Consider the following 20,892-nt stretch of genomic DNA (forward strand, 5'->3'; position numbering starts at 1 on the left):
ACGCCCGCTTCGGGGCGCGCCGGCCGGAGTCCGGCTGCGGTCGGGATCACACGTTCGGCGGCGCCCCGTCGATGGGTCGTCCCAGCACACCGGGGCGCTGCTGCCGGGGCAACGGACCACCCGGCGGACGGTAGTCGACACCGAGGGCGTCAAGTCGGGCGTAGTGCGTGGTCATTCGGCACTCGAAGCCCGCGAAGTCCCGGTCGCCGGAGGCGGGCAGCGGCGACCAGGCGACCTCCGCGAACGCCGCGAGGCGCGGGAAGACCTGGTAGTCGACGCGGGCCCGGTTCTGCATCACCTCGGTCCAGACATTGGCCTGGGTGCCCAGGATGTGACGGGCCGCGTCCTCGGAGAGGCCCGCCGGTACGGGTTCGAAGCGGTAGACGTCCTCCAGGGTCCGGACGAAGCCGATGGGCATCGGCTCGTCGGGGCCGCCGTCCTGACGGTGGTCCAGGTACACGTGCTGCTCCGGGCACATGACGACGTCGTGGCCGGCCTCGGCGGCGGCGATGCCTCCGCCGTAACCCCGCCAGGACGACACGGCGGCGCCCGCCGGGAGGCCGCCCTCCAGGATCTCGTCCCAGCCGATCAGCCGGCGTCCGCGGGCGGTGAGCCAGGTGTCGAAGTGCCGGATGATCCAGGACTGCAGCTCGTCCTCGTTGGCCAGGCCGACTTCGTCGATCCGGGCCTGGGCGACCGGCGACTCCTTCCACTGGTCCTTGCGGCATTCGTCGCCGCCGATGTGGACGAACGGCGAGGTGGCGGCGGGGAAGAGGTCGAGCACCTCTTCGAGGACGCCTTCGAAGAAGCGCAGGGTGTTGTCAGTGGGGGCGAGTACGTTCGCGTTGATGCCCCAGGTGTCCCAGACGGAGAGGGTGGTGGTGTCGATGACGTCGGTGTTGCCCAGTTCGGGGTACGCGGCGATGGCGGCCTGCGAGTGGCCCGGTACGTCGATCTCGGGGACGACGCGGATATGCCGCTCGGCGGCGTACGCGACGATCTCGCGGATGTCGTCCTGCGTGTAGTAGCCGCCGTGCGGGGTCTCGTCCCACAGCTCGGACGCCCGGTGGCCGTGCTTGGTGCGGGGCCGCCAGGAGCCGATTTCGGTGAGCCGCGGGTAGCGCTTGATCTCGATGCGCCAGCCCTGGTCGTCGGTGAGGTGGAAGTGGAAGACGTTCAGTTTGTGCGCGGCGAGGAGGTCGAGATAGCGCAGGACGTCGTCCTTGGGCATGAAGTGCCGTGCCACGTCGAGCATCATGCCGCGCCAGGCGAAGCGGGGGCTGTCCTCGATGTCCGTGAAGGGGATCGCGCGCCGCGCGCCGGGGCTGACGGGTGCTCGGCGGAAGGCTTCGGGGCCCAGGAGCTGACGGAGGGTCTGCGCGCCCCAGAAGACCCCGGCGGGGCTGCCTCCGGTGATCTCGACGATCCCGCCGGTCCCGGTGCTCAGCCGGTAGCCCTCCGGCTCCAGTGCCGGGTCGATGGCCAGCCGGACGGTGTTCGTGGCGGGCTGACCGCTCGTGCCGGGCTCACCGCTCGTGCCGGGCTGACCGTTCGCTGCGAGCCCGTCGTTCGCGGCATGCTCACCGCCCGGGACAGCCGGCTGCGGGGCGAGCGGCAGGCCGAAGGCGGCGCCGAGCGCGGTACGCAGCCAGCGTTCGGTGCTCTCCGTGCCGGGGGCCGCCGTGATGGTGGTGGACGGGTCGAGCTGGAAGCCGCACCGCCCTTCACCACCGACGCGCACGGGTGCCGGAATCAGGTCGGCGACCGGGGCGACAGTCCGGTCGGTGGTCGGGTCCATGTCCATGTCCATGGCGTCAGTCCTTTACCGCTCCGCCGAGTCCGGAGACCAGGCGGCGCTGTACGAGTACGAAGAAGACCAGCACGGGAATGGTCATCACCGTCGAGGCTGCCATGATCCCTCCCCAGTCGTTCTCATCGGGTTTGAAGAAGACCAGCAGCGCCATGGGGAGCGTCGACTGGGAGGTGTCGCTGATGATGAACGACTTCGCGAACAGGAAGTCGTTCCAGGTGGAGATGAACGAGAAGACGCTGGTCGCCACGAGGCCGGGGAAGACCAGCGGGAAGAGGATCTGCCACAGGAAACGGGTGCGGCTCGCCCCGTCGATGTAGGCGGCCTCCTCCAGCGCGTCCGGGACGGCCTTGACGAAGCCGCGCAGCATCCAGATCGCGAACGGCAGCGAGAGGGCGAGGTGCGGCAGGATCAGCGAGCCGAGCGTGTTCAGCTGGCCGAAGTCCCGCATCAGGAAGAACAGCGGGATGGTCAGCGCCTCGACCGGCACCGTCTGCGCGACCAGGAACATGATCAGCAGCGTGGTGCGGAAGCGGAACCTGAACCGGGTCACCGCCGTCGCCGCCAGGAAGGCGATCAGCGCGGAGGCGATGACGACCGTTCCGGCGACCAGCAGACTGTTGAGGAAGTACCGCCCGAAATCGTTCTGTTCGAAGACCCGGCGGAACGAGTCCAGGGACGGCGACAGCGTCCACGGGCGGGGGTCGGTGGACTGGATCTCGCCAGCCGGTTTGAGGGCGGAGAGCACCATCCAGTACAGCGGGAAGGCGACCGCGGCGGCGATCAGCAGGGCCGCGGCCTCGGCGGCCAGCCGGCCGGGCCGGCGGATGCGCAGCATGCTCCGTGCGCTCACAGTTCCTCCCCCTGGCGCCGCATCAGGCGCAGATGGACGAGCGTGACGGCCAGCAGGATCACCAGCATCACGACGCCGATCGCCGAGCCGAGGCTGTACTGCGAGGACGCGAACGCCTTCTGGTACGCGTACACGTTGAGCACCAGGTTCTGGCCGGCGATGCCGCCGCCGTTGGTCATGACGTAGATCTGGGTGAAGACCTTGAAGTCCCAGATGATCGACTGGATGGTGACGACGACGAGGATCGGCCGCAGCATCGGGGCCATGACCGACCGCCAGATCCGCCACTGCGAGGCGCCGTCCAGCGCCGCCGCCTCCAGCACCTCGGTGGGGATCGCCCGGATGCCCGCGTACACCGTCACCATGACGAACGGGAACGAGCACCACAGGACTTCCAGGAGCACCAGGGCGAAGGCGCTGTAGCGCCCGTACGTCCAGGAGAAGTCGCCGAGCCCCAGCACCCGGTTGACCGGGCCGAAGTCCGGGTCGAAGAGAAACACCCAGACGGTGGACCCGGTGATCGCCGGGGTCGCCCAGGCGCCGAGCGCGGCCATCATCAGCGCGAGCCGCGGCAGGGCCCGGATGCGGGTCAGCAGGACGGCGAGCGCGCAGCCGACGAGGAGGGTGGCCAGTACGCAGGTGGCGGCGAAGACCACGGTCGCCAGGAGCACCTGCCAGAACTGGCTGTCGCCGAAGAGCGTCGCGTAGTTCCCGAACCCCTGGAAGGTGGTCGGTTCACCGCCGCTGACCTGGGCCTGGGTGTACTCCAGGAAGGAGATCAGGCCGAGTTGGTAGATCGGGTAGACGAGCAGCCCGCCGAGGAGGACGAGTGCGGGCAGGAGGTAGAGCCAGGGGGTCCAGCCGGAGCGGCGTGCAGACGGGGCCGGGCGGCGCCGCCGGAGCGGGCGGGTGGAGGTGCCACCCGCTCCCGACGTGCCGCCCGCTCCGGACGTGCCGGGCGCTTTGTACGCCGTACTGTTCGCGGTCATGATCAGCCCGCGTCGGCGAACGCGGCGTCCATCTTCTTCGCCGCGTCGTCCGAGGCCTTCGCCACGTCCTTACGGCCGCTGACGATCTCCTGGAACATCGTCGGCAGGACCAGCGAGGAGTCGATCCGGCCCCAGCCGGGCGAGGCCGGGACGGACTTCGCCCCCGCGCCGAGCGTCTTGACGAACGGCTCGACGAACGGCTCCTTCTTCGCGGCCGCGGCCCGCACGTCGGTGTACGTCGGCAGGAAGCCCATCGCGTCGAACATCTTCGTCTGCGTCCGCTTGCCGGTCAGGGACTTCATCAGGTCCACGGCGAGGGTGCGGTGCGAGCTGCTCTTCAGCACGCCGATGTTGTTCCCGCCCGCGAACGCGGGGGCGACGGAGCCCTCGGCGACACCGGGCAGTGGCACCACCGCGTACGTGCCCTTCACCGATCCCGCCTCGACGGCCGCGTGGCTGAAGTCGCCGCCGATCGCCATGGCGGCCTTGCCGGAGGCGAACGCGGTGACGGTCGCGTTGCCGCCCATGGCCGCGCACTTGGCGGCCGGACAGTTGTCGTCGCCGAAGAGCGAGGTGTAGGCCTCGATGCCCTTGCGGGCCTTGTCGCTGTTGATGGCCGCCTGGTACGTACCGCCGCTCTCGTCGGCGAGTTCGCCGCCGGCCGCCCAGATGAACGGCATCGCGCCGTAGGTGTACGCGCCGCCGACCGCCAGTCCGTACAGGTCCGGCTTCTTCTTGTGGATCTTCTTCGCGGTGGAGATCAGCTCGGCCTGGGACTTGGGGGCCTCGATCCCCAGCTCCTCGAAGACGTCCGTGCGGTAGTACAGCGCCCGTACGCCGACGAAGAGCGGGGCTCCGTAGATCTTGCCGCCGACCGTCACGGACTGCTTGGCGGTCGGGTCGGTGTCCTTGGCCTCGTCCCAGGCGGCGAACTCGGCGCTCACATCGGCGAGTCCGGCGTCCTTGACGTATCCGGCGGTGTCGGTGTTGCCGTACTCGATGAGGTCCGGGGCGCTGCTGGGGTCGTTGAACGCCGCCTTGATGCGCTGCGCCCGGGTGTCGACCGGTATGTACTCGATCTCGACCTCCGCGTCCTTGTGGGCCTTCTTGAAGTCGGCGACCGCCGCGTCGACGACCTGCTCCTTGGGCTTGTTGCCGACTTCCTGGAACAGCCAGACCCGCAGCGTGCCGGTCTTCTCGTCCCCCTTGGCTCCGGTGTCGGAGGTCTGCGGCGCACAGGCGGTGGCGGTGAGACCCGCCAGCACAAGCGCCGCGGCCGGGGCGGCAATTCGGGCAGACAGCTTCATCCGGGAACCCCTACCGGTAGGCGTTGCAACATACGCAACATGCGTTTCGTTGTGCACAACTGGCAGGAGAGTAGGTGCGCACGCAGGCGCCGACAAGTGGTCTCTACCACTCTGTGACCCGGGGAAGCAGTCCATGCAGCGCAAAAGGCCCCCGGGGCGCGCTTCAACGCGCGCCCCGGGGGCCCGAAGCAATGGTCGCCGGACGGCTCCGGACTACTTCTTGTCCTTGCCGCCCTTGCCCTTGTCCTTGTCGCCACCGGCGCCCATGGACTCGTAGATCTCCTTGCACATGGGACAGACCGGATACTTCTTGGGGTCGCGCCCCGGTACCCAGACCTTCCCGCACAGTGCGACCACGGGGGTGCCCTCCAGGGCACTCGCCATGATCTTGTCCTTCTGGACGTAATGGGCGTAGCGCTCGTGGTCGCCGTCGCCGTTCGACACCTGCGGCGTCGGCTCCACGAGGGTTCCGGTACCTGCCCCGCGCTCGGGCTCAAGAGTGCTCATAACCGCCAAGGGTACCGACAGCCCGGAGCTTCAGTTCAGCGAAGGGTCGTCCGGATACGTGGCGATCATCGCCAGTTCGCTGCGCTGACGGCGCAGGACCGCGCGCCAGAGGTGTTCCGGGCGCGGGGAGGAGACGTCCCCGGGTTCGGACTCGACCACGTACCAGGCGCCCTCGGTCAGTTCGGTCTCCAGCTGACCGGGCCCCCAGCCCGCGTACCCGGCGAAGATCCGCAGCGAGCCGAGCGCCGCGGCCAGCAGCTCCGGCGGGGCCTCCAGGTCCACCAGGCCGATCGCCCCGTACACCCGGCGCCAGCCGAGCGGCCCCTCGTCGCCGGGGATGACGGCCACGCCGAGCGCCGAGTCGAGCGAGACCGGGCCGCCCTGGAAGACGACGTCCGGTTCGCCGGTCAGGCCGGCCCAGGGCGTGAGGATGTCGACCACGCCGACCGGGGTCGGGCGGTTCAGGACCACGCCGAGTGAGCCCTCCTCGTCGTGGTCGAGGAGCAGCACCACCGCGCGGTCGAAATTCGGGTCCGCGAGCGCGGGTGTGGCCACGAGCAGTCGCCCTGTGAGCGAGGACACCTCGGTCATGGCAGAAATGATCCCGCATCTTCGCGCCTTGCGGGGACCACGTGGGCGGCCCGGTCCCCGGATGGGCCGCGGCGCAGCTCAGGGCGCACGGGTGCACGGGGAGCGCGCATTCCGGAGAACCATGCGGACGGTCACCCTCCGCAAGACCTGGGGAGCAGAGCGTGTTGTGGCGGATTCATGACGTTCGTACACCCCCTGTTCTCTTACGGAATGGGGGCAGTGGGCCATTACTCTTTCGTTTGGCCCCCTGCCCGACCACTCCGGAACGCGAGATTCATGACCGGCACAGACGATGTCCTGCTTGTCCACGGCGGAACCCCGCTCGAGGGCGAGATCCGCGTCAGAGGCGCCAAGAACCTGGTGCCGAAGGCAATGGTCGCCGCGCTGCTCGGCAGCGGGCCCAGTCGGCTGCGCAACGTGCCCGACATCCGCGACGTGCGGGTGGTCCGGGGGCTGCTGCAGCTGCACGGTGTGACGGTCCGGCCCGGTGACGAACCGGGCGAGCTGATCCTGGACCCGACCCATGTGGAGAGCGCGAACGTCGCCGACATCGATGCCCACGCGGGCTCGTCGCGCATCCCGATCCTCTTCTGCGGCCCGCTGCTGCACCGGCTCGGCCACGCGTTCATCCCGGGGCTCGGCGGCTGCGACATCGGCGGCCGGCCGATCGACTTCCACTTCGACGTGCTGCGGCAGTTCGGCGCGACCATCGAGAAGCGGGCGGACGGGCAGTACCTGGAGGCCCCGCAGCGGCTGCGCGGCACAAAGATCCGGCTGCCGTACCCGTCGGTGGGCTCCACCGAGCAGGTGCTGCTGACGGCGGTGCTCGCCGAGGGCGTCACCGAGCTGTCCAACGCGGCCGTGGAGCCGGAGATCGAGGACCTCATCTGCGTATTGCAGAAGATGGGCGCGATCATCTCGATGGACACCGACCGGACGATCCGGATCACCGGTGTCGACCGGCTGGACGGTTATACGCACCGGGCGATCCCGGACCGCCTGGAGGCGGCCTCCTGGGCGTCCGCGGCACTGGCCACCGAGGGCAACATCTACGTACGAGGCGCACAGCAGCGCTCGATGATGACGTTCCTCAACACCTTCCGCCGGGTCGGCGGCGCCTTCGAGATCGACGACGAGGGCATCCGCTTCTGGCACCCGGGCGGCGCGCTGAACGCCATCGCCCTGGAGACGGACGTGCACCCCGGCTTCCAGACCGACTGGCAACAGCCGCTGGTGGTGGCGCTGACGCAGGCCTCGGGCCTGTCCATCGTCCACGAGACGGTGTACGAGTCCCGGCTCGGCTTCACCTCGGCGCTCAATCAGATGGGCGCGCACATCCAGCTCTACCGCGAGTGCCTGGGCGGCTCCGACTGCCGCTTCGGCCAGCGCAACTTCCTGCACTCGGCGGTCGTGTCCGGGCCGACGAGGCTGCAGGGCGCGGATCTGGTCATCCCGGACCTGCGCGGCGGTTTCTCGTACCTGATCGCCGCGCTGGCGGCGCAGGGCACGTCGCGGGTGCACGGCATCGACCTGATCAACCGCGGCTACGAGAACTTCATGGACAAGCTGGAGAAGCTGGGCGCGAAGGTGGAGCTGCCGGGCGGGGCGCTGGTCTGAGACCGGGCGGGGCGCCGGCCCGGGACCGGGCCGGGCCCTGCCGGGGACCGGGCGCCGGACGGCTGCTGACGGGGGTTCGGGGCGCTGCCCGGGCCCCCGTTTCCTTGTCGACCGGGCCCGGTTCCTCGATATCGGGCCGTAGAGGCCCAGAACGGGGCCTCTCGGGCCGGTACACCGAAGGGCGGTCACCCTGGTGGGGTGACCGCCCTTCGTCGCGCCTGTGGGGCTTACTTACCCTTGGCGGCTTCCTTGAGCTTGGAGCCCGCGGAGACCTTCACGCTGTAGCCGGCCGGGATGTTGATCGGGTCGCCGGTCTGCGGGTTACGAGCGGTGCGAGCAGCACGGTGGGTGCGCTCGAAGGTCAGGAAGCCGGGGATGGTGACCTTCTCGTCGCCCTTGGCGACGATCTCACCGACGGTCTCGGCGAGCGCGGCCAGCACGGCGTCGGCGTCCTTGCGAGTCACCTCGGCGCGGTCGGCCAGGGCGGCCACCAGCTCACTGCGGTTCATGTTGTTACTCCCGTGTTCTTCTTGCCTGTGAGGCGTGAGATCGAAGCCGATGCTGCCAGGGCCCTCGGACAGTCCCCGGACCCGGGTCTGTCGTCAGACCCTCGCGCCCGATTACGCATCCTGCCCCCACCTGCGGCGGTAACGCCAATCCGGCACCCTCCGGAGTCACACGAAAAGCGCCACTGCCCTCGTCGTGGTGACGTTCCGTCGACTCTCCGAAAGCGTTCCGCAGCGGATGCGGTCCTCGGCGGGACGCGCCGCCCGCCCACCCTAAAGGGGCGTTTGGGGCGCCGCGACCCGCGACGCGCCGTAGTCCGGACCGACGTGCGGCGCCGGGTGCGCGGACGACGCCGGCAGGAGGCGTGCCGAGTCCTGCCGGCGGAGGCGGGTCAGCCGAGGTCGCCCGAGGCCTTCGCGGTGCCGCCGGCCGCCTTCGCGGCGCCCCGGACGGCGCCGGCGACCGCTCCCGCGACCCGGTCGTTGAAGACCGACGGGATGATGTAGTTCGCGTTCAGCTCGTCCTCGGCGACCACGTCGGCGAGGGCACCCGCCGCGGCGAGCATCATCTCCGTGTTGACGGTGCGGGACTGAGCGTCCAGCAGGCCGCGGAAGACACCCGGGAAGACCAGCACGTTGTTGATCTGGTTCGGGAAGTCGGAGCGCCCGGTGGCGACAACTGCCGCCGTCTGACGTGCGATCGCCGGGTCCACTTCGGGGTCCGGGTTCGCGAGCGCGAACACGATCGCACCGTCGGCCATGGCGGCGACATCGGCGCCGTCCAGCACGTTCGGGGCGGAGACACCGATGAAGACGTCGGCGCCCACGACAGCCTGCTTGAGGGTGCCGGTCATGGACTCCGGGTTGGTGTTGTCGGCGATCCAGCGCAGCGGCGAGTCGGCGCCGGCGGAGACGAGGTCCTCACGGCCGGCGTGCACCACGCCATGGATGTCGGCGACGACGGCGTGCTTGACGCCCGCGGCGATGAGGAGCTTCAGGATGGCCGTACCGGCCGCTCCGGCTCCGGACATGACGACCCGTACATCCCCGATTCCCTTGCCCACCACGCGAAGCGCGTTGGTCAACGCGGCCAGGACGACGATCGCGGTGCCGTGCTGGTCGTCGTGGAAGACCGGGATGTCCAGGGCCTCGCGCAGCCGTGCCTCGATCTCGAAGCAGCGGGGGGCGGAGATGTCCTCCAGGTTGATGCCCGCGAAGCCGGGGGCGATCGCCTTGACGATCTCGACGATGGCGTCGGTGTCCTGGGTGTCCAGGCAGATCGGCCAGGCGTCGATGCCGGCGAACCGCTTGAAGAGGGCCGCCTTGCCCTCCATCACCGGGAGGGCGGCCATCGGGCCGATGTTGCCGAGACCGAGCACGGCGGAGCCGTCCGTCACAACTGCGACGGAGTTGCGCTTGATGGTGAGGCGGCGGGCGTCCTCGGGGTTCTCGGCGATGGCCATGCAGACCCGGGCCACGCCCGGGGTGTAGATCATCGAGAGATCGTCACGGTTGCGGATGGGGTGCTTGGACGCCATCTCGATCTTGCCGCCGAGGTGCATCAGGAACGTACGGTCGGAGACCTTGCCCAGGACGACACCCTCGATGCCGCGCAGGCCCTCTACGATCTCGTCCGCGTGCGAGGTGGAGGTGGCCGCGATGGTGACGTCGATCCGCAGCTTCTCGTGACCGGAAGCGGTCACGTCGAGGCCGGTGACCGATCCGCCGGAGGACTCCACGGCCGTGGTGAGCTGGGAGACCGCTGTGCCGCTCGCGGGCACCTCCAGCCTGACCGTCATCGAGTACGAGACGCTGGGCGCCGTTGCCATGGCCGAGTCCTTCGCTTTCCTTAGCTTCATTGCCGCGCGACCGGGGCGCTTCGCCTCGGACACGCTTCCCGATCGTCGCACCTACTGGCCGGTAGCCGGTAATGACTGCCACTCTTCGGAAAGTACTTTCCACCATACGAGATATGATCGCTTCAGCGGAACCCCCAACCGGCCCCGGCCGGATTCGATACCGGCCATCGCCGTGAGGTGGGGCACCACCTGCGCGGGAACGGGGGCGCCCCCTGCGCGGGAACGGACTCCGCAAACAAGAACAGACCCGCGCCACCGGAAGGTGACGCGGGTCTGTCTTCTTGGTCAAGCAGCACCGACCCGCCATGCTCGCCTCGCGGCAAGTGGTCGCTCGTAGCGACGAAGGTTGGGCCCGGGGGCTTGGATCGAGCCGGTGCCGACACCAGGCTAACAAAGACCCCGAAGAAGTGATTCCCCACAGCACAGGTTGACCCGAATACAGTCCGCCCCGAGAGGCCCCAGGGCCTGTCCGACCCTGATCCGCCGGACAGGCCCCAGGTCCTCGCCGCCCCTGCCCGGCCCCGTCTCAGTCCCTCAACAGGTCCGGGACACCGTCCTCGTCGGGCAGGTCCCGCTCCCCCGAGACCACCGTGAGCTGCTGCGTCGCACGCGTCAACGCCACGTACAGCACCCGCAGGCCGGCCGGGGACTCGTCCGCGATCTCCGCGGGCGAGACGACCACCGTGGCGTCGTACTCCAGGCCCTTCGCCTCCAGGCTGCCCAGCGCCACCACCCGCTCGCCGAGCTCGGCGAGCCAGCCGCGGGCCTGGGCCCGGCGGTTCATCGCGACGACCACACCCACCGTGCCGTCGACCTCGGCGAGCAGCCGCCGCGCCTCCTCGCGCACCGAGGCGGCCAGATCGCCGTCCCGTACGGTCTCGAAGCGCGGCTTCACGCCCGTGGAGCGGACCGCGGCCGGTGACTCCATTCCGGGCATCGCCAGCGCCAGGACCTTCGAGGCCAGCTCGGCGATCTCCGCCGGGTTGCGGTAGTTGACCGTGAGGGTGAAGCGGCGGCGCGGCCGGTTGCCGAGCGCCTCGTCGCGCGCGCGGGCGGCCTCGTCCGGGTCCGACCAGGAGGACTGCGCCGGGTCCCCGACGATCGTCCACGTGGCGTGCCTGCCGCGGCGGCCGACCATCCGCCACTGCATGGGTGTGAGGTCCTGCGCCTCGTCGACGATGACGTGCGCGTACTCCGTACGCTCCGCCGCCAGCCGCTCGGCACGCTCGCGCTGGGTCTCCTCGCGCTGCGGCATCAGCTCCTCCAGACCGGAGAGCTGGTCCAGCGGGTCGAGTTCGCGCTTCTTCTTCGGCCGGTGCGGTGTGCCGAGCAGCGTCTGCAGCTCGTCGAGGATGGCCACGTCGTGCACGGACAGCGGCCCGTTCCCGTCGCGGTCGAGCCGCTTCAGGGAGCGGGCGAAGCGGCGCACCTCGCCCTGGTTGAGGACCCGGCGGGCCCAGCGGCCGAGCCGCTTCTCGTCGGCCATCGCGGCGAGCACCCCGCGCGGGGTGAGCTCGGGCCACCAGGCGTTCAGGAAGTCGAGGAAGTCCGTCTCGGTGGAGACGTCCTCGTCGAAGGAGGAGCGCAGTTCGGCGGCGAGCTCGGGGTCGGTGTAGCGGCCCCGGCCCGAGGACTTGTTCCACAGGGCGTCCAGGAGCATCCTGCGGGCGCGCGGGCGCAGCAGGTTGACCGGCGCGGTGCCGCCGAGGACGGACTGCCGGATGCGGTGCAGCTCGTCGGCGTTCAGCTCGACGCGGGCGCCGAACGCGACGACCCGCAGCCGGGTCGGGGTGGCGGGGGCCCGGTCGCCGTTGCCGGCTCCGTCCGCTCCGTCCGCCGCGTCGCCGAAGGACAGCTGGCCGTCCCGGTCCGCCGCCCTGCGTGCGGTGCCGGGCTGTTCCAGCGCGCCGCGGGACGCCTTGCGCAGCACCTGGAGCATCCGCGAGGAGCCCTTGATCCGGGCGACGGCGGGCTCGTCGTAGGTGGTGGCGCCCTCGACGCCCGCCGCCTCGTCGGAGAGCGAGCCGACCGCGCGGATCGCGACCTGCCCCTCCTCGCCCAGCGAGGGCAGCACGCCTTCGGTGTACGCGACCAGGAGCGGGGTCGGCGAGACGACGAGGATCCCGCCCGCGTAACGCCGCCGGTCCTGGTAGAGGAGGTACGCGGCACGGTGCAGGGCGACGGCCGTCTTGCCGGTGCCGGGGCCGCCGGAGACCTCGGTGACGGAGGCGGCGGGGGCCCGGATCACCAGGTCCTGTTCGGCCTGGATGGAGGAGACGATGTCCCGCATGGTGTGGCTGCGGGCCTGTCCGAGCGCCGCCATCAGGGCGCCGTCGCCGATGACGGGCAGCTCGTCGCCGCCCAGGTACGCGGTCAGCTCGGGGCGCATCAGGTCGTCCTCGACGCCGAGGGCCTTGCGGCCCTTGGAGCGGATGACCCGGCGGCGTACGACCCTGCCGGGTTCCTTCGGCGTCGAGCGGTAGAACGGTGCGGCGGCCGGGGCGCGCCAGTCGATGACCAGCGGCGCGTAGTCGGAGTCGAGGACCCCGATCCGGCCGATGTGCAGCGTCTCCGCGATATCGGCCGAGTTGTCGTCGCGTACCGCGTCGTCGGCGGGTTCGACGGAGGTGTACGCGCCGTCCGGGCCGCGTTCGCCGTCCTTGCCGAGCAGGAGATCGATCCTTCCGAAGAGGAAGTCCTCGAACTCGCTGTTCAGCCGGTTGAGGTGGATTCCGGCCCGGAACACCTGGGCGTCGCGCTCGGCGAGCGCTCCCGGGGTACCGACCTGGCCGCGCTTGACGGCGTCATGCATGAGAAATTCCGCCTCGTGGATCTTCTCCTCAAGGCGGTGGTACACACGGTCGAGATGTTCCTGCTCGACACCGATTTCCCGGTCCCGCAACGAATCGACAGCGGCATCCTGCGCGGCCACCGAGGCCCCCTTCTGACGTGCATTGGGCAGCCGTCAACCTTATGCGAAGAGAGACCCGCCGCGCACCTGCCGCGCATATCGAAATGGTCCGCCGACGGTCTCGGTCAGGCATCGACCTCGACCAGCCGCCTGCCGTCGAACGTACGCACCTCGAAGTGGTCGATGTCGCCCCGGTCCATGGCCGCGCCGCCCTGGACACGGAGCGGGTATGTCGCGCCCGGGTGCCGGGAGTCCTCGATGCCGTATCCCCGCTCCGGTACGGACCAGGAGGTGACGACCTCCTCCTCGCCGGTCTTCGACACCGCGATCAGGCGGCATTTCCGCGGACCCGTGACATTCCTGAGCTCCAGCACGGTGCTGGTGCCCCAGGGCTTCCTCTCCATGCCGATCGTGGCGTCGGCCTTGGTGACGGGGTCGGTGGCCCGTACCTTGTCCGGCATGCGCCGGAGAGAGGTGCCCTCGTCGGTGCCGGTGGGGTACGGGCCTGCCGCCCGCGTCGACGGGCCGTCGCTGCCGCCCGCCATGACCGCGACCACCGGGCCGCCGATGATCAGCGCCACCGCCGCCGCCACCAGATACCCGGACCGGCGCCTGCGCCGGGCCCGCCCGGCCGCCACCTCGTCGACGAGCCGCTCCAGCACGCGGGGGCCGGGCGGGCCCGGTACGTAGCGGACGGGGCGGGCGCCCGGCACGGCGGCCGGGGGCCCGGAGAGCGTCGCGAGCACGGGTTCCAGGCCGGCGAGCTCGTCGAGCCGGGCGGCGCACAGCTCGCAGCCGGCCAGATGCGACTCGAAGGCGGATGCCTCGGCATCGTCGAGAACACCGAGGAGGTACGCACCGGCGGCGTCGTGCCCGGAGGGGTTGCCGGGGCTGCGGGGACTGCGAGGGCTGGAGGGGCTGCGGGGGCTGGAAGGGGCGGAGGGGGCGGAGGGGGCGGTCGGCCTGAGGCCGAAGGGCTCCCACTCGTGGTCGTCGTTCATGCCGTGATCCCCCTCTCCTCCAGGGCGAGCTTCATCGAACGCAGTGCGTAGAAGACCCGGGACCGTACCGTCCCGCTCGGGATGCCCAGCACATCGGCCGCCTCGTTGACCGTACGGCCCTTGAAGTAGGTCTCGACCAGGGCTTCCCGGTGTGCCGGGGTCAGATCGTCGAGCGCGTCGGAGAGCGTCATCAGCCACAACGCCTTGTCCATCTCGTCCTCCGCCGGAATGGCCTCCAGCGGCGAGGGATCGACCTCGGGCGGCCGGGCCTGCCGACTGCGGTGGGCGTCGATGACGATGCGCCGGGCGACCGTCACCAGCCAGGGGCGGACCGATCCGGTGGCGCCGCCCAGCCGCCCGGCGTTCTTCCAGGCGCGGATGAGCGTTTCCTGCACCACGTCCTCGGCGCGCTGCCGGTCGCCGGCGACCAGGCGGAGCACGTACGCGAACAGCGGCCCGGCGTGTTCGCGGTAGAGCGCCCGCATCAGCTCCTCGTCCGGAACGGCGGAAGGCTCCGGGGACGGGGACAGGGACAGGGACGGTGACGAATGCGGCGACGGATGCGGTGATGGGCGCGGCCCGCTGCGGTGTCGAGCCCTGTGCGGACGGTCATCGGCCACGGCCGCTTCCTTGCGCACCCGCACCTCCCGGTCGGCCCTGTGGAGCTCCTCGGTCATCGAATACGGGGGCGGGCCGCGATCCGTTCAAAGCAGCCTCAGGATTCTTTACGGCACGGTCGCGTCCACCACCGGAACGGTCGCGTCCAGCACCGCTGCGGGCGCATCCGGCACCGCCACGCCCGCCGTTCGGCGCCGGTGCCGGGCCACCCGCTCGCGATTGCCGCACACCTCGCTGGAGCACCAGCGGCGACGGCGTCCGCGTGAGGTGTCCAGGTAGAAGCGGCGGCAGTTGTCGGCCTCGCAGCGGCGCAGTCCGGCCCGTGCCACGGGGTCGGTGAGGAGTTCCACGACGTCGCGGGCGACGGCGGCCAGCAGCGCCCCGCACTCGGGATCGGCACTCAGCGTCCGTACCAGCTTGCCGCCCCTGCCGCGCACGGCCCGCAGCCCCGGCGGCGCCCCGGCGGCGAGCGCGTTGACCCGTTCCAGGGCGCTCCCGGCGCCGCGGCCGCCGAGCTCGGCCGTCAGCAGCCGGTCGACGCCGGTACGCAACTGCCGGAAGCGCACCACCCAGGACTCGTCCACGGCGTCGAGGCGGGTGCCGCCCGGTACGAGTCCGGCGGCGACCAGCCAGTCGGCGAGCCGCTCGGCGCCGTCGAGCAGTTCACATGCGCCAGTGGTCCCGATCCCTGTCGCCACCAGGTCGAGGCAGGGCCGACCGGAGTCGAACCGCCAGTCGCACGAGCTCTTGCCGGCCGCCATGCGCATGTCACCGCCTCGGGTCACCGGTGGGTCTCCCCCAGGGTGCCCCTCGCGGGGCCCGCCCGGAACCCCTGCTGCCCCACGGGTCGTCGTGCGCGGGGCCGTACGGTGGCCGCATGAGCAACGATCTCGGTACCACCGTCCTTTCGGCCGGCCCGCTGCTGCTCCGGCCCTGGCGGGCCGACGACGCCCCGGCCCTGATCGAGGCGTACCGCGATCCCGCGATGCGCGCCACGCTGCTGACGCAGGTCATGGACGAGGCGGGGGCGGAGCAGTGGCTGCGGGCGCAGCAGGAGGGCAGGGAGTCCGGCAGCCGCTTCGGTTTCGCGGTGGTGGACCGCGACCGCGGTGGTGCCTTGGTCGGCAACGTGGCGCTCAAGTACCCCGCACCGGGCTCCGGCAGCGGGGAGGTCGGCTACTGGACGGCGGCGCCCGCCCGCGGCCGGGGGGTCGCGCCGCTGGCGCTCGGGGCGCTCGGCGACTGGGCGTTCGAGGCGTTCGCCGGGGACGGGCTGATGCGGCTGGAGCTGATGCACCAGCTGGGCAACGAGGCGTCCTGCCGGGTCGCGGAGAAGAGCGGGTACGACTTCGTGGAGGTGCTACCGGCGCGACCGCCGTGGCCACTGGACGGGCACCGGCATGTGCGGCTGCGTGCCGGTGCCCGGTAACCGTCCACGGGTGCTCAGCCCGTCGGCGGACCGTCGTGCAGGATCCGCTGGAACAGGAAGTGGTCGCGCCACTCTCCGTTGATGTGGAGGTAGCGCGGGGCCGTCCCGTACTGCTCGAAGCCGCACTTGGCGAGCACCCGCTGCGAGGCGACGTTGTCCACCATCGTCCCCGCCTCGACCCGGTGCAGGCGCAGCCCGTCCCTGGCCACCTCGCAGATCCGCTGCACGGCGGTCGTGGCCAGGCCGCGGCCCGTGTACTCGACATCGACCCAGTAACCGAGCGTCCCGCTGCGGAACGGCCCGAGCACGATGCTGTTCAGGTTGAACCCGCCGATCGCGCGATCCGCCTCGTCGGCGAGCACCCAGGACATCCCACGCCCCGCGTCACGGTCCGCGAACATCCCGGCCAGCCGCTCCCGCTGCCCCTGTTCGGCGTAGAAGGAGTCGGGCCGCACGGGCTCCCAGGGCTGCATGTACGCGCGGCTGCGGGTCAGCGAAACGGCGAGGGACTCGGCGTCGGCCGGGGCGGCGGGACGGAGTCGTACCTCCGCGTCGAGCCGGTGGATGTCTTGGATCATCCCCGCACGCTATCCCGGTGCGGTTCCGGCCCCACGGCCGGTGCGGTTCCGGCCCACGCCTGCCCCGCGCCCCCTCACTGCGCCGCGTGCTCCCGCTCCGCGAGGGCCGTCAGCCGGTCGAAGGTGCGGATCAGCTCGGCGCGTCTGTCCTCCTTGTACTCCTGCTTGGGCCCCAGGTCGTCGATGGTCCGCTCCCACACGTCCATGAACTTCTTCTTCCAGCCCTCGACCACCGCCACCTCCGGCACGCTCGCGCCGACGTGGCCCTGCTCCGCGATCAGTGACAGCAGCTCGACGTTGCACGGCACGGCGACGCCCCAGTATTCGTCGGCCTCCAGGACGACCGGGTCGTCGGCCATCGCCTCCTCGATCTCCGAGACGAGCCGTCCGGTGATACCCAAAAGATGATCCGCAGCCGTGTCACTGTCGAAATTCCCGCTGCCCCAGGTACCCACGGGGTCCCCTTCCACTGGTCTTTCCATGGCCTTTCCTGCCTGCCTCCGTTCTAGCAAGGAGGACTGACAACAGGGCCTAGCAGGCCGGACCGCTCCCCGGACCGGCATCCGGGCCGTCCGTGGCCGCCGGGTCCAGCGCCAGCCGGTAGCCGCGTTTGACGACCGTCTGGATGAGGCGGGGCGCGCCCAGTGCCGTACGCAGCCTCGCCATGGCCGTCTCCACCGCGTGCTCGTCGGTGCCGCCGCCGGGCAGTGCGCGCAGCAGGTCGGCGCGGGCCACCACCCAGCCCGGCCGGCGGGCCAGGGTGTGCAGCAGCGCCATTCCGGCGGGCGGCACCGGGCGCGGTTCGCCGTCGACGATCACGGCGTGCCCCCGGATCTCGACCCGATGTCCAGCGACCGGCAACGCGGGGGTCCTGGCGGGGAGTTCCTGGCAGAGCAGCTGGACGAGCGGGGCGATCCGGAAGCGTTCCGGCTGGACGGTGTCGATGCCGCGGGCCTGCAGCGGCAGGGCGGTGACCGGTCCGACGCAGGCCACGAGGACGTCGTCGCGCAGCGCGCCCAGGAGTTCCGGGAGCAGTCCGCGTTTCTCGGCCCGGCCGAGCAGCGAGGCGGCGGCCGGGGCGCTGGTGAAGGTGAGCGCGTCCAGGTCGCGGGCGAGGGTGCTGTCGAGCAGCCGGTCGAGCGGGGTGATGTCCTCGGGGTCCGTCCAGCGGTAGACGGGTACGGAGAGGACCTCGGCGCCCGCGGCGCGCAGCGACTCGATGAAGCCGGGGAGGGGTTCGCCGTGCAGTTGGAGGGCGATGCGGCGGCCCGCCACGCCCTCGTCCAGGAGCCGGTCCTGCACCTCGGCCAGGGACTCGGAGGCGGGTGACCACGCCTCGGTCAGCCCGGCGGCCCGGACGGCGCCCTTGACCTTGGGGCCGCGGGCCAGCAGTTCGGTACCGTGCAGGGCCTCCAGCAGCCGGTCGCCGAGGCCCCAGCCCCCGGCGGCCTCGACCCAGCCGCGGAAGCCGACCGCGGTGGTGGCGACGACCACGTCGGGGACGGTTTCGATGATTGCCCGGGTGGCGGCGAGGAGTTCGCCGTCGTCGGCGAGCGGCACGATCCGCAGGGCGGGCGCGTGCAGGACCGTGGCGCCCCGTCGTTCCAGCAGCGCGCCGAACTCCTCCGCGCGCCGTGCGGCGGTGACCCCGACGGTGAAGCCCGCGAGGGGCCCGTGCTGTTCGTCCTCGTGCATGTGGTCTTCCCGGCTCTCGTCCCGCTGCTGCCCGATGATGCCGAGGGGCGAGCCTGCCAATGATGCGTGACAGGGCTGGTTCACCCGTATTTCCCGCCCGTTACGTCACCTGACACCGAGCGGACATGATCCTGCCCCGACGCCGCTGAACAGCGACTTCCCGGGCACGGGCCCGGTGGGATCCGGCCCGGCGAAGGTATACGCGCGGTTGACGGTCTCCCCGGTCGACGACCGGCGCGGTCAGGCGGGATTCACCATCAGGGACGCGTCGGGCCCGGGAAGCCAGCTGCCGCCGGGACGGACCATCCAGCCCTCCTCGGCACCCAGTTGTTCCGCGGCTTCGCGCAGGGCGTCGAGGCCGGGGTGGCGCAGCCCCTTGCGCCAGACCAGCAGGAACGGGGAGAGCGGTACGGGCCGGACCAGCGGTCGCAACACGGTGCCGGGCATCGGAGGGAAGTCGGTCACGCACAGGATCGGGTAGCGCGGCGACTTGGCCATGACCCGTTGGAACTCGGCCACACCGATCGCGAGTGGGACGGGCGGCGCCAGTTCGATGCCCCATTCGGCGAAGAGCAGCCGGGCGAGGTCCGTCCACTCCAGGGTGCGGGGGTTTCCGGCGCCCGCGTAGACGGTCTCGCCCGCCAGATCGTCCAACGCGACGGCCTCGTGCGCGGCGAGCGGGTGATCGGCGGGGAACAGCACGGCCATCGGCTCGTACCGCACCGGCTGCACGCCGAGCCGTGCCCGTACCGCGGGGTCGAGTCCGGCGGCGCGGCCGAACGAGACGTCGAGCCGCCCTGCGAGGATCTCCCCCGCGGCCCAGGTGAGTCCGCTCTCGAAGCGCGCCATCAGCTCGCACGCCGGGGCCAGCTCCCGTGCGCGGGCGAGGACGCGGGCGGCCGTCATGCCGTCGGTGTTGAGGTCGACGAAGAGCGGTCTGACCGCGGGATCGGCGAAGGCGGCGGCGAGATCGTCGTGCGCCTCCAGCACCCGCCGCGCGTAAGGGAGGAGCCGGTCACCGTCCGGGGTGAGGGAGACCTGCCGGGTGGTCCGTACGAACAGCTCGGCGCCCAGTTCGCGCTCCAGCCTGCGGATGTCCCGGCTCAGCGCCTGCTGCGCGGTGTAGAGCCGGGCCGCGGCACGGGTGAAGTGCAGTTCCTCGGCGACGACGACGAAGGCCCGGAGCAGCCGGGGATCGGTATGGGTATGCGTCTGGGTGCCCGCATCGGCAGCGAAGGAGGCCACCCCCAGAATTTACAACACAGATGCGTTAATCGGTACGGAGAAGGTGTTGGACCCCGCGGACCGTGCGCCCCGAGGGTGGATCCATGCCGTACGAGAGAACACCGTCCACCGCCCCCATGCTCGCCGTCTCCGGTGACCTGCTGGTCATCGCCCCGCGCACCGCCCCCGCCCGGCGGGCGTCCACCAACCCGTACCGCAGGCTGCTCGCCACCCCGGGCGCCCGCGCCTTCACCGCGGGCAATCTCCTCGCCCGGCTGCCCATGGGGATGTTCAGCGTCAGCGCGGTCATCATGATCGCCGGTTCGCGCGGCTCGTACGCCCTGGCCGGAGCCGTCACCGCGACCGGCCTCGCCGCCACTGCGGTGGTCGCCCCCTGGACGGCCCGGCTCGTCGACCGGTACGGACAGGCCAGGGTCGCGGTGCCCGCCACCGCGATCGCCGCGCTCGGCTCGCTGGCCCTGCTGCTCTGCGTGCACTACGGCGCCCCGACCTGGACCCTCTTCGCCTCCTACGCCGCGACCGCCACCACGCCCAACACCGGCGGGATGTCCCGGGCCCGCTGGGCCCATCTGCACCGGGACGACCCGGCCGCCCTGCACACCGCGAACTCCTTCGAACAGGCCGCGGACGAACTCTGCTTCATGCTCGGCCCGGCCCTCGCCGCGCTGCTGTGCGCGGCGCTCTTCCCGGAGGCCGGAACACTCGTCGGGGCGATCCTGCTGATGACCGGCGTACTGATCTTCGCCGCCCAGCGCGCCACCGAACCACCGGTGGCGCCCCGCACCCACGCGGGCTCCCCGCTCCGCACCCGGGGCATGCCGGCGCTGCTCGCCGCCTTCCTCGCCACCGGCGCGGTCTTCGGTGCGATGGAGGTCATCACCATCGCTCACGCCGGGGGCGCGATCCTCGCCCTCCAGGCGGCCGGATCGTGCGTGGCGGGGCTGCTCTACGGGTCGCTGCGCCCGGCCGCGGACATCCGTCGCCGGCTGCTGATCTGCCTGACGGGGATGACGGCGCTGATGTCCCTGCCCCTGCTCGCCACCGCCTCGACCGATTCCCTGCTCGCCCTCGCCGGCGCCCTGCTCCTGGCCGGCGCGGCGACGGCCCCGACCATGGTCACCGGCATGACCCTGGTGCAACGCCTCACCCCGGAGGGCCAGTTGAACGAGGGCATGACGCTGGCCGTGACCGCACTGCTGGGCGGCATCGCCGCGGGTTCGGCGACCGGCGGCTGGATGGTGGAGCACACGGGACAGGTGACGGGGTACGTCGTACCGGTCTGCGCGGCGGCACTGGCCCTGACCGTCGCGGCGGCCGGGGTCCGGACTCCCCGGAGCCGATGACCGGCACAAGAACGAGGACCCCGTTGCCGGTGG

At 71.3% G+C, this 20,892-nt stretch carries 19 protein-coding genes; 3 read left to right on the plus strand and 16 right to left on the minus strand.

Annotated features, from left to right (window positions below):
- Nucleotides 1-46: 46 nt before the first annotated feature.
- From ACFVX4_RS04820 to ACFVX4_RS04845, 6 genes are all read right to left on the minus strand, one after another.
- Entirely contained in the window at nt 47-1,810 is a 1,764-nt protein-coding gene (locus ACFVX4_RS04820; protein ID WP_389971918.1) for a beta-N-acetylhexosaminidase, read from the minus strand.
- 4 nt (nt 1,811-1,814) lie between these two features.
- On the minus strand, nt 1,815-2,663 hold the full coding sequence (locus ACFVX4_RS04825; protein WP_389971920.1) for a carbohydrate ABC transporter permease: 849 nt from the start codon (nt 2,661-2,663) through the stop codon (nt 1,815-1,817).
- Nucleotides 2,660-3,652 (minus strand): carbohydrate ABC transporter permease, encoded by a 993-nt coding sequence (locus tag ACFVX4_RS04830; RefSeq protein WP_389971922.1) that lies wholly within the window; start codon nt 3,650-3,652, stop codon nt 2,660-2,662. The genes ACFVX4_RS04825 and ACFVX4_RS04830 overlap by 4 nt, the downstream gene beginning before the upstream one ends.
- Nucleotides 3,653-3,654: 2 nt before the next feature.
- The gene (locus ACFVX4_RS04835) at nt 3,655-4,959 is read right to left on the minus strand and encodes an extracellular solute-binding protein (RefSeq protein ID WP_389971924.1); all 1,305 of its coding nucleotides are present in this window, start codon (nt 4,957-4,959) and stop codon (nt 3,655-3,657) included.
- Between the two features lie 213 nt (nt 4,960-5,172).
- Nucleotides 5,173-5,466, minus strand: coding sequence for a DUF3039 domain-containing protein (locus tag ACFVX4_RS04840; protein WP_072484142.1), 294 nt, complete (start codon nt 5,464-5,466; stop codon nt 5,173-5,175).
- A 30-nt stretch (nt 5,467-5,496) separates the two neighbouring features.
- A complete protein-coding gene (locus ACFVX4_RS04845) occupies nt 5,497-6,057 on the minus strand; it encodes a YqgE/AlgH family protein (protein WP_266418587.1) in 561 nt (186 codons plus the stop codon).
- Between the two features lie 276 nt (nt 6,058-6,333).
- Here ACFVX4_RS04845 and murA point away from each other — a divergent pair, with 276 nt between their 5' ends.
- Nucleotides 6,334-7,674: a UDP-N-acetylglucosamine 1-carboxyvinyltransferase gene (gene murA, locus ACFVX4_RS04850; protein WP_266418585.1), complete on the plus strand. Its 1,341-nt coding sequence runs from the start codon at nt 6,334-6,336 to the stop codon at nt 7,672-7,674.
- 227 nt (nt 7,675-7,901) lie between these two features.
- Here murA and ACFVX4_RS04855 read toward each other — a convergent pair whose 3' ends face one another.
- From ACFVX4_RS04855 to ACFVX4_RS04880, 6 genes are all read right to left on the minus strand, one after another.
- On the minus strand, nt 7,902-8,183 hold the full coding sequence (locus ACFVX4_RS04855) for an HU family DNA-binding protein (protein ID WP_003968811.1): 282 nt from the start codon (nt 8,181-8,183) through the stop codon (nt 7,902-7,904).
- A 389-nt stretch (nt 8,184-8,572) separates the two neighbouring features.
- Nucleotides 8,573-10,009, minus strand: a complete 1,437-nt coding sequence (locus tag ACFVX4_RS04860) for an NAD-dependent malic enzyme (RefSeq protein ID WP_389971927.1) — start codon at nt 10,007-10,009, stop codon at nt 8,573-8,575.
- A 556-nt stretch (nt 10,010-10,565) separates the two neighbouring features.
- Complete coding sequence (locus ACFVX4_RS04865) at nt 10,566-12,971, minus strand: HelD family protein (protein WP_389971929.1); 2,406 nt, start codon at nt 12,969-12,971, stop codon at nt 10,566-10,568.
- Between the two features lie 104 nt (nt 12,972-13,075).
- Nucleotides 13,076-13,951: an anti-sigma factor family protein gene (locus ACFVX4_RS04870; RefSeq protein ID WP_389971931.1), complete on the minus strand. Its 876-nt coding sequence runs from the start codon at nt 13,949-13,951 to the stop codon at nt 13,076-13,078.
- Complete coding sequence (locus tag ACFVX4_RS04875) at nt 13,948-14,628, minus strand: sigma-70 family RNA polymerase sigma factor (RefSeq protein WP_389971933.1); 681 nt, start codon at nt 14,626-14,628, stop codon at nt 13,948-13,950. The genes ACFVX4_RS04870 and ACFVX4_RS04875 overlap by 4 nt, the downstream gene beginning before the upstream one ends.
- Nucleotides 14,629-14,676: 48 nt before the next feature.
- Nucleotides 14,677-15,330: a CGNR zinc finger domain-containing protein gene (locus ACFVX4_RS04880; RefSeq protein ID WP_389972114.1), complete on the minus strand. Its 654-nt coding sequence runs from the start codon at nt 15,328-15,330 to the stop codon at nt 14,677-14,679.
- Between the two features lie 116 nt (nt 15,331-15,446).
- Between ACFVX4_RS04880 and ACFVX4_RS04885 the strand changes: the two genes are divergently transcribed.
- Nucleotides 15,447-15,998: a GNAT family N-acetyltransferase gene (locus tag ACFVX4_RS04885; RefSeq protein ID WP_389971935.1), complete on the plus strand. Its 552-nt coding sequence runs from the start codon at nt 15,447-15,449 to the stop codon at nt 15,996-15,998.
- A gap of 14 nt (nt 15,999-16,012) precedes the next feature.
- On the opposite strand, the gene ACFVX4_RS04890 is transcribed toward ACFVX4_RS04885, so the two are convergent.
- The 4 genes from ACFVX4_RS04890 to ACFVX4_RS04905 form a co-directional block, all read right to left on the minus strand.
- Nucleotides 16,013-16,576: a GNAT family N-acetyltransferase gene (locus ACFVX4_RS04890; RefSeq protein ID WP_389971937.1), complete on the minus strand. Its 564-nt coding sequence runs from the start codon at nt 16,574-16,576 to the stop codon at nt 16,013-16,015.
- A 74-nt stretch (nt 16,577-16,650) separates the two neighbouring features.
- Nucleotides 16,651-16,977, minus strand: a complete 327-nt coding sequence (locus ACFVX4_RS04895; protein ID WP_389971939.1) for a DUF4259 domain-containing protein — start codon at nt 16,975-16,977, stop codon at nt 16,651-16,653.
- Between the two features lie 130 nt (nt 16,978-17,107).
- A complete protein-coding gene (locus tag ACFVX4_RS04900; protein ID WP_389972116.1) occupies nt 17,108-18,271 on the minus strand; it encodes a uroporphyrinogen-III synthase in 1,164 nt (387 codons plus the stop codon).
- Nucleotides 18,272-18,511: 240 nt separating this feature from the next.
- Complete coding sequence (locus ACFVX4_RS04905; protein ID WP_389971941.1) at nt 18,512-19,516, minus strand: LysR family transcriptional regulator; 1,005 nt, start codon at nt 19,514-19,516, stop codon at nt 18,512-18,514.
- A gap of 83 nt (nt 19,517-19,599) precedes the next feature.
- On the opposite strand from ACFVX4_RS04905, the gene ACFVX4_RS04910 reads away from it, so the two are divergent.
- Nucleotides 19,600-20,859: an MFS transporter gene (locus tag ACFVX4_RS04910; RefSeq protein ID WP_389971943.1), complete on the plus strand. Its 1,260-nt coding sequence runs from the start codon at nt 19,600-19,602 to the stop codon at nt 20,857-20,859.
- Nucleotides 20,860-20,892 lie beyond the last annotated feature (33 nt).

Source organism: Streptomyces sp. NPDC058240 (genome assembly GCF_042882135.1).
Classification (GTDB): Bacteria; Actinomycetota; Actinomycetes; order Streptomycetales; family Streptomycetaceae; genus Streptomyces.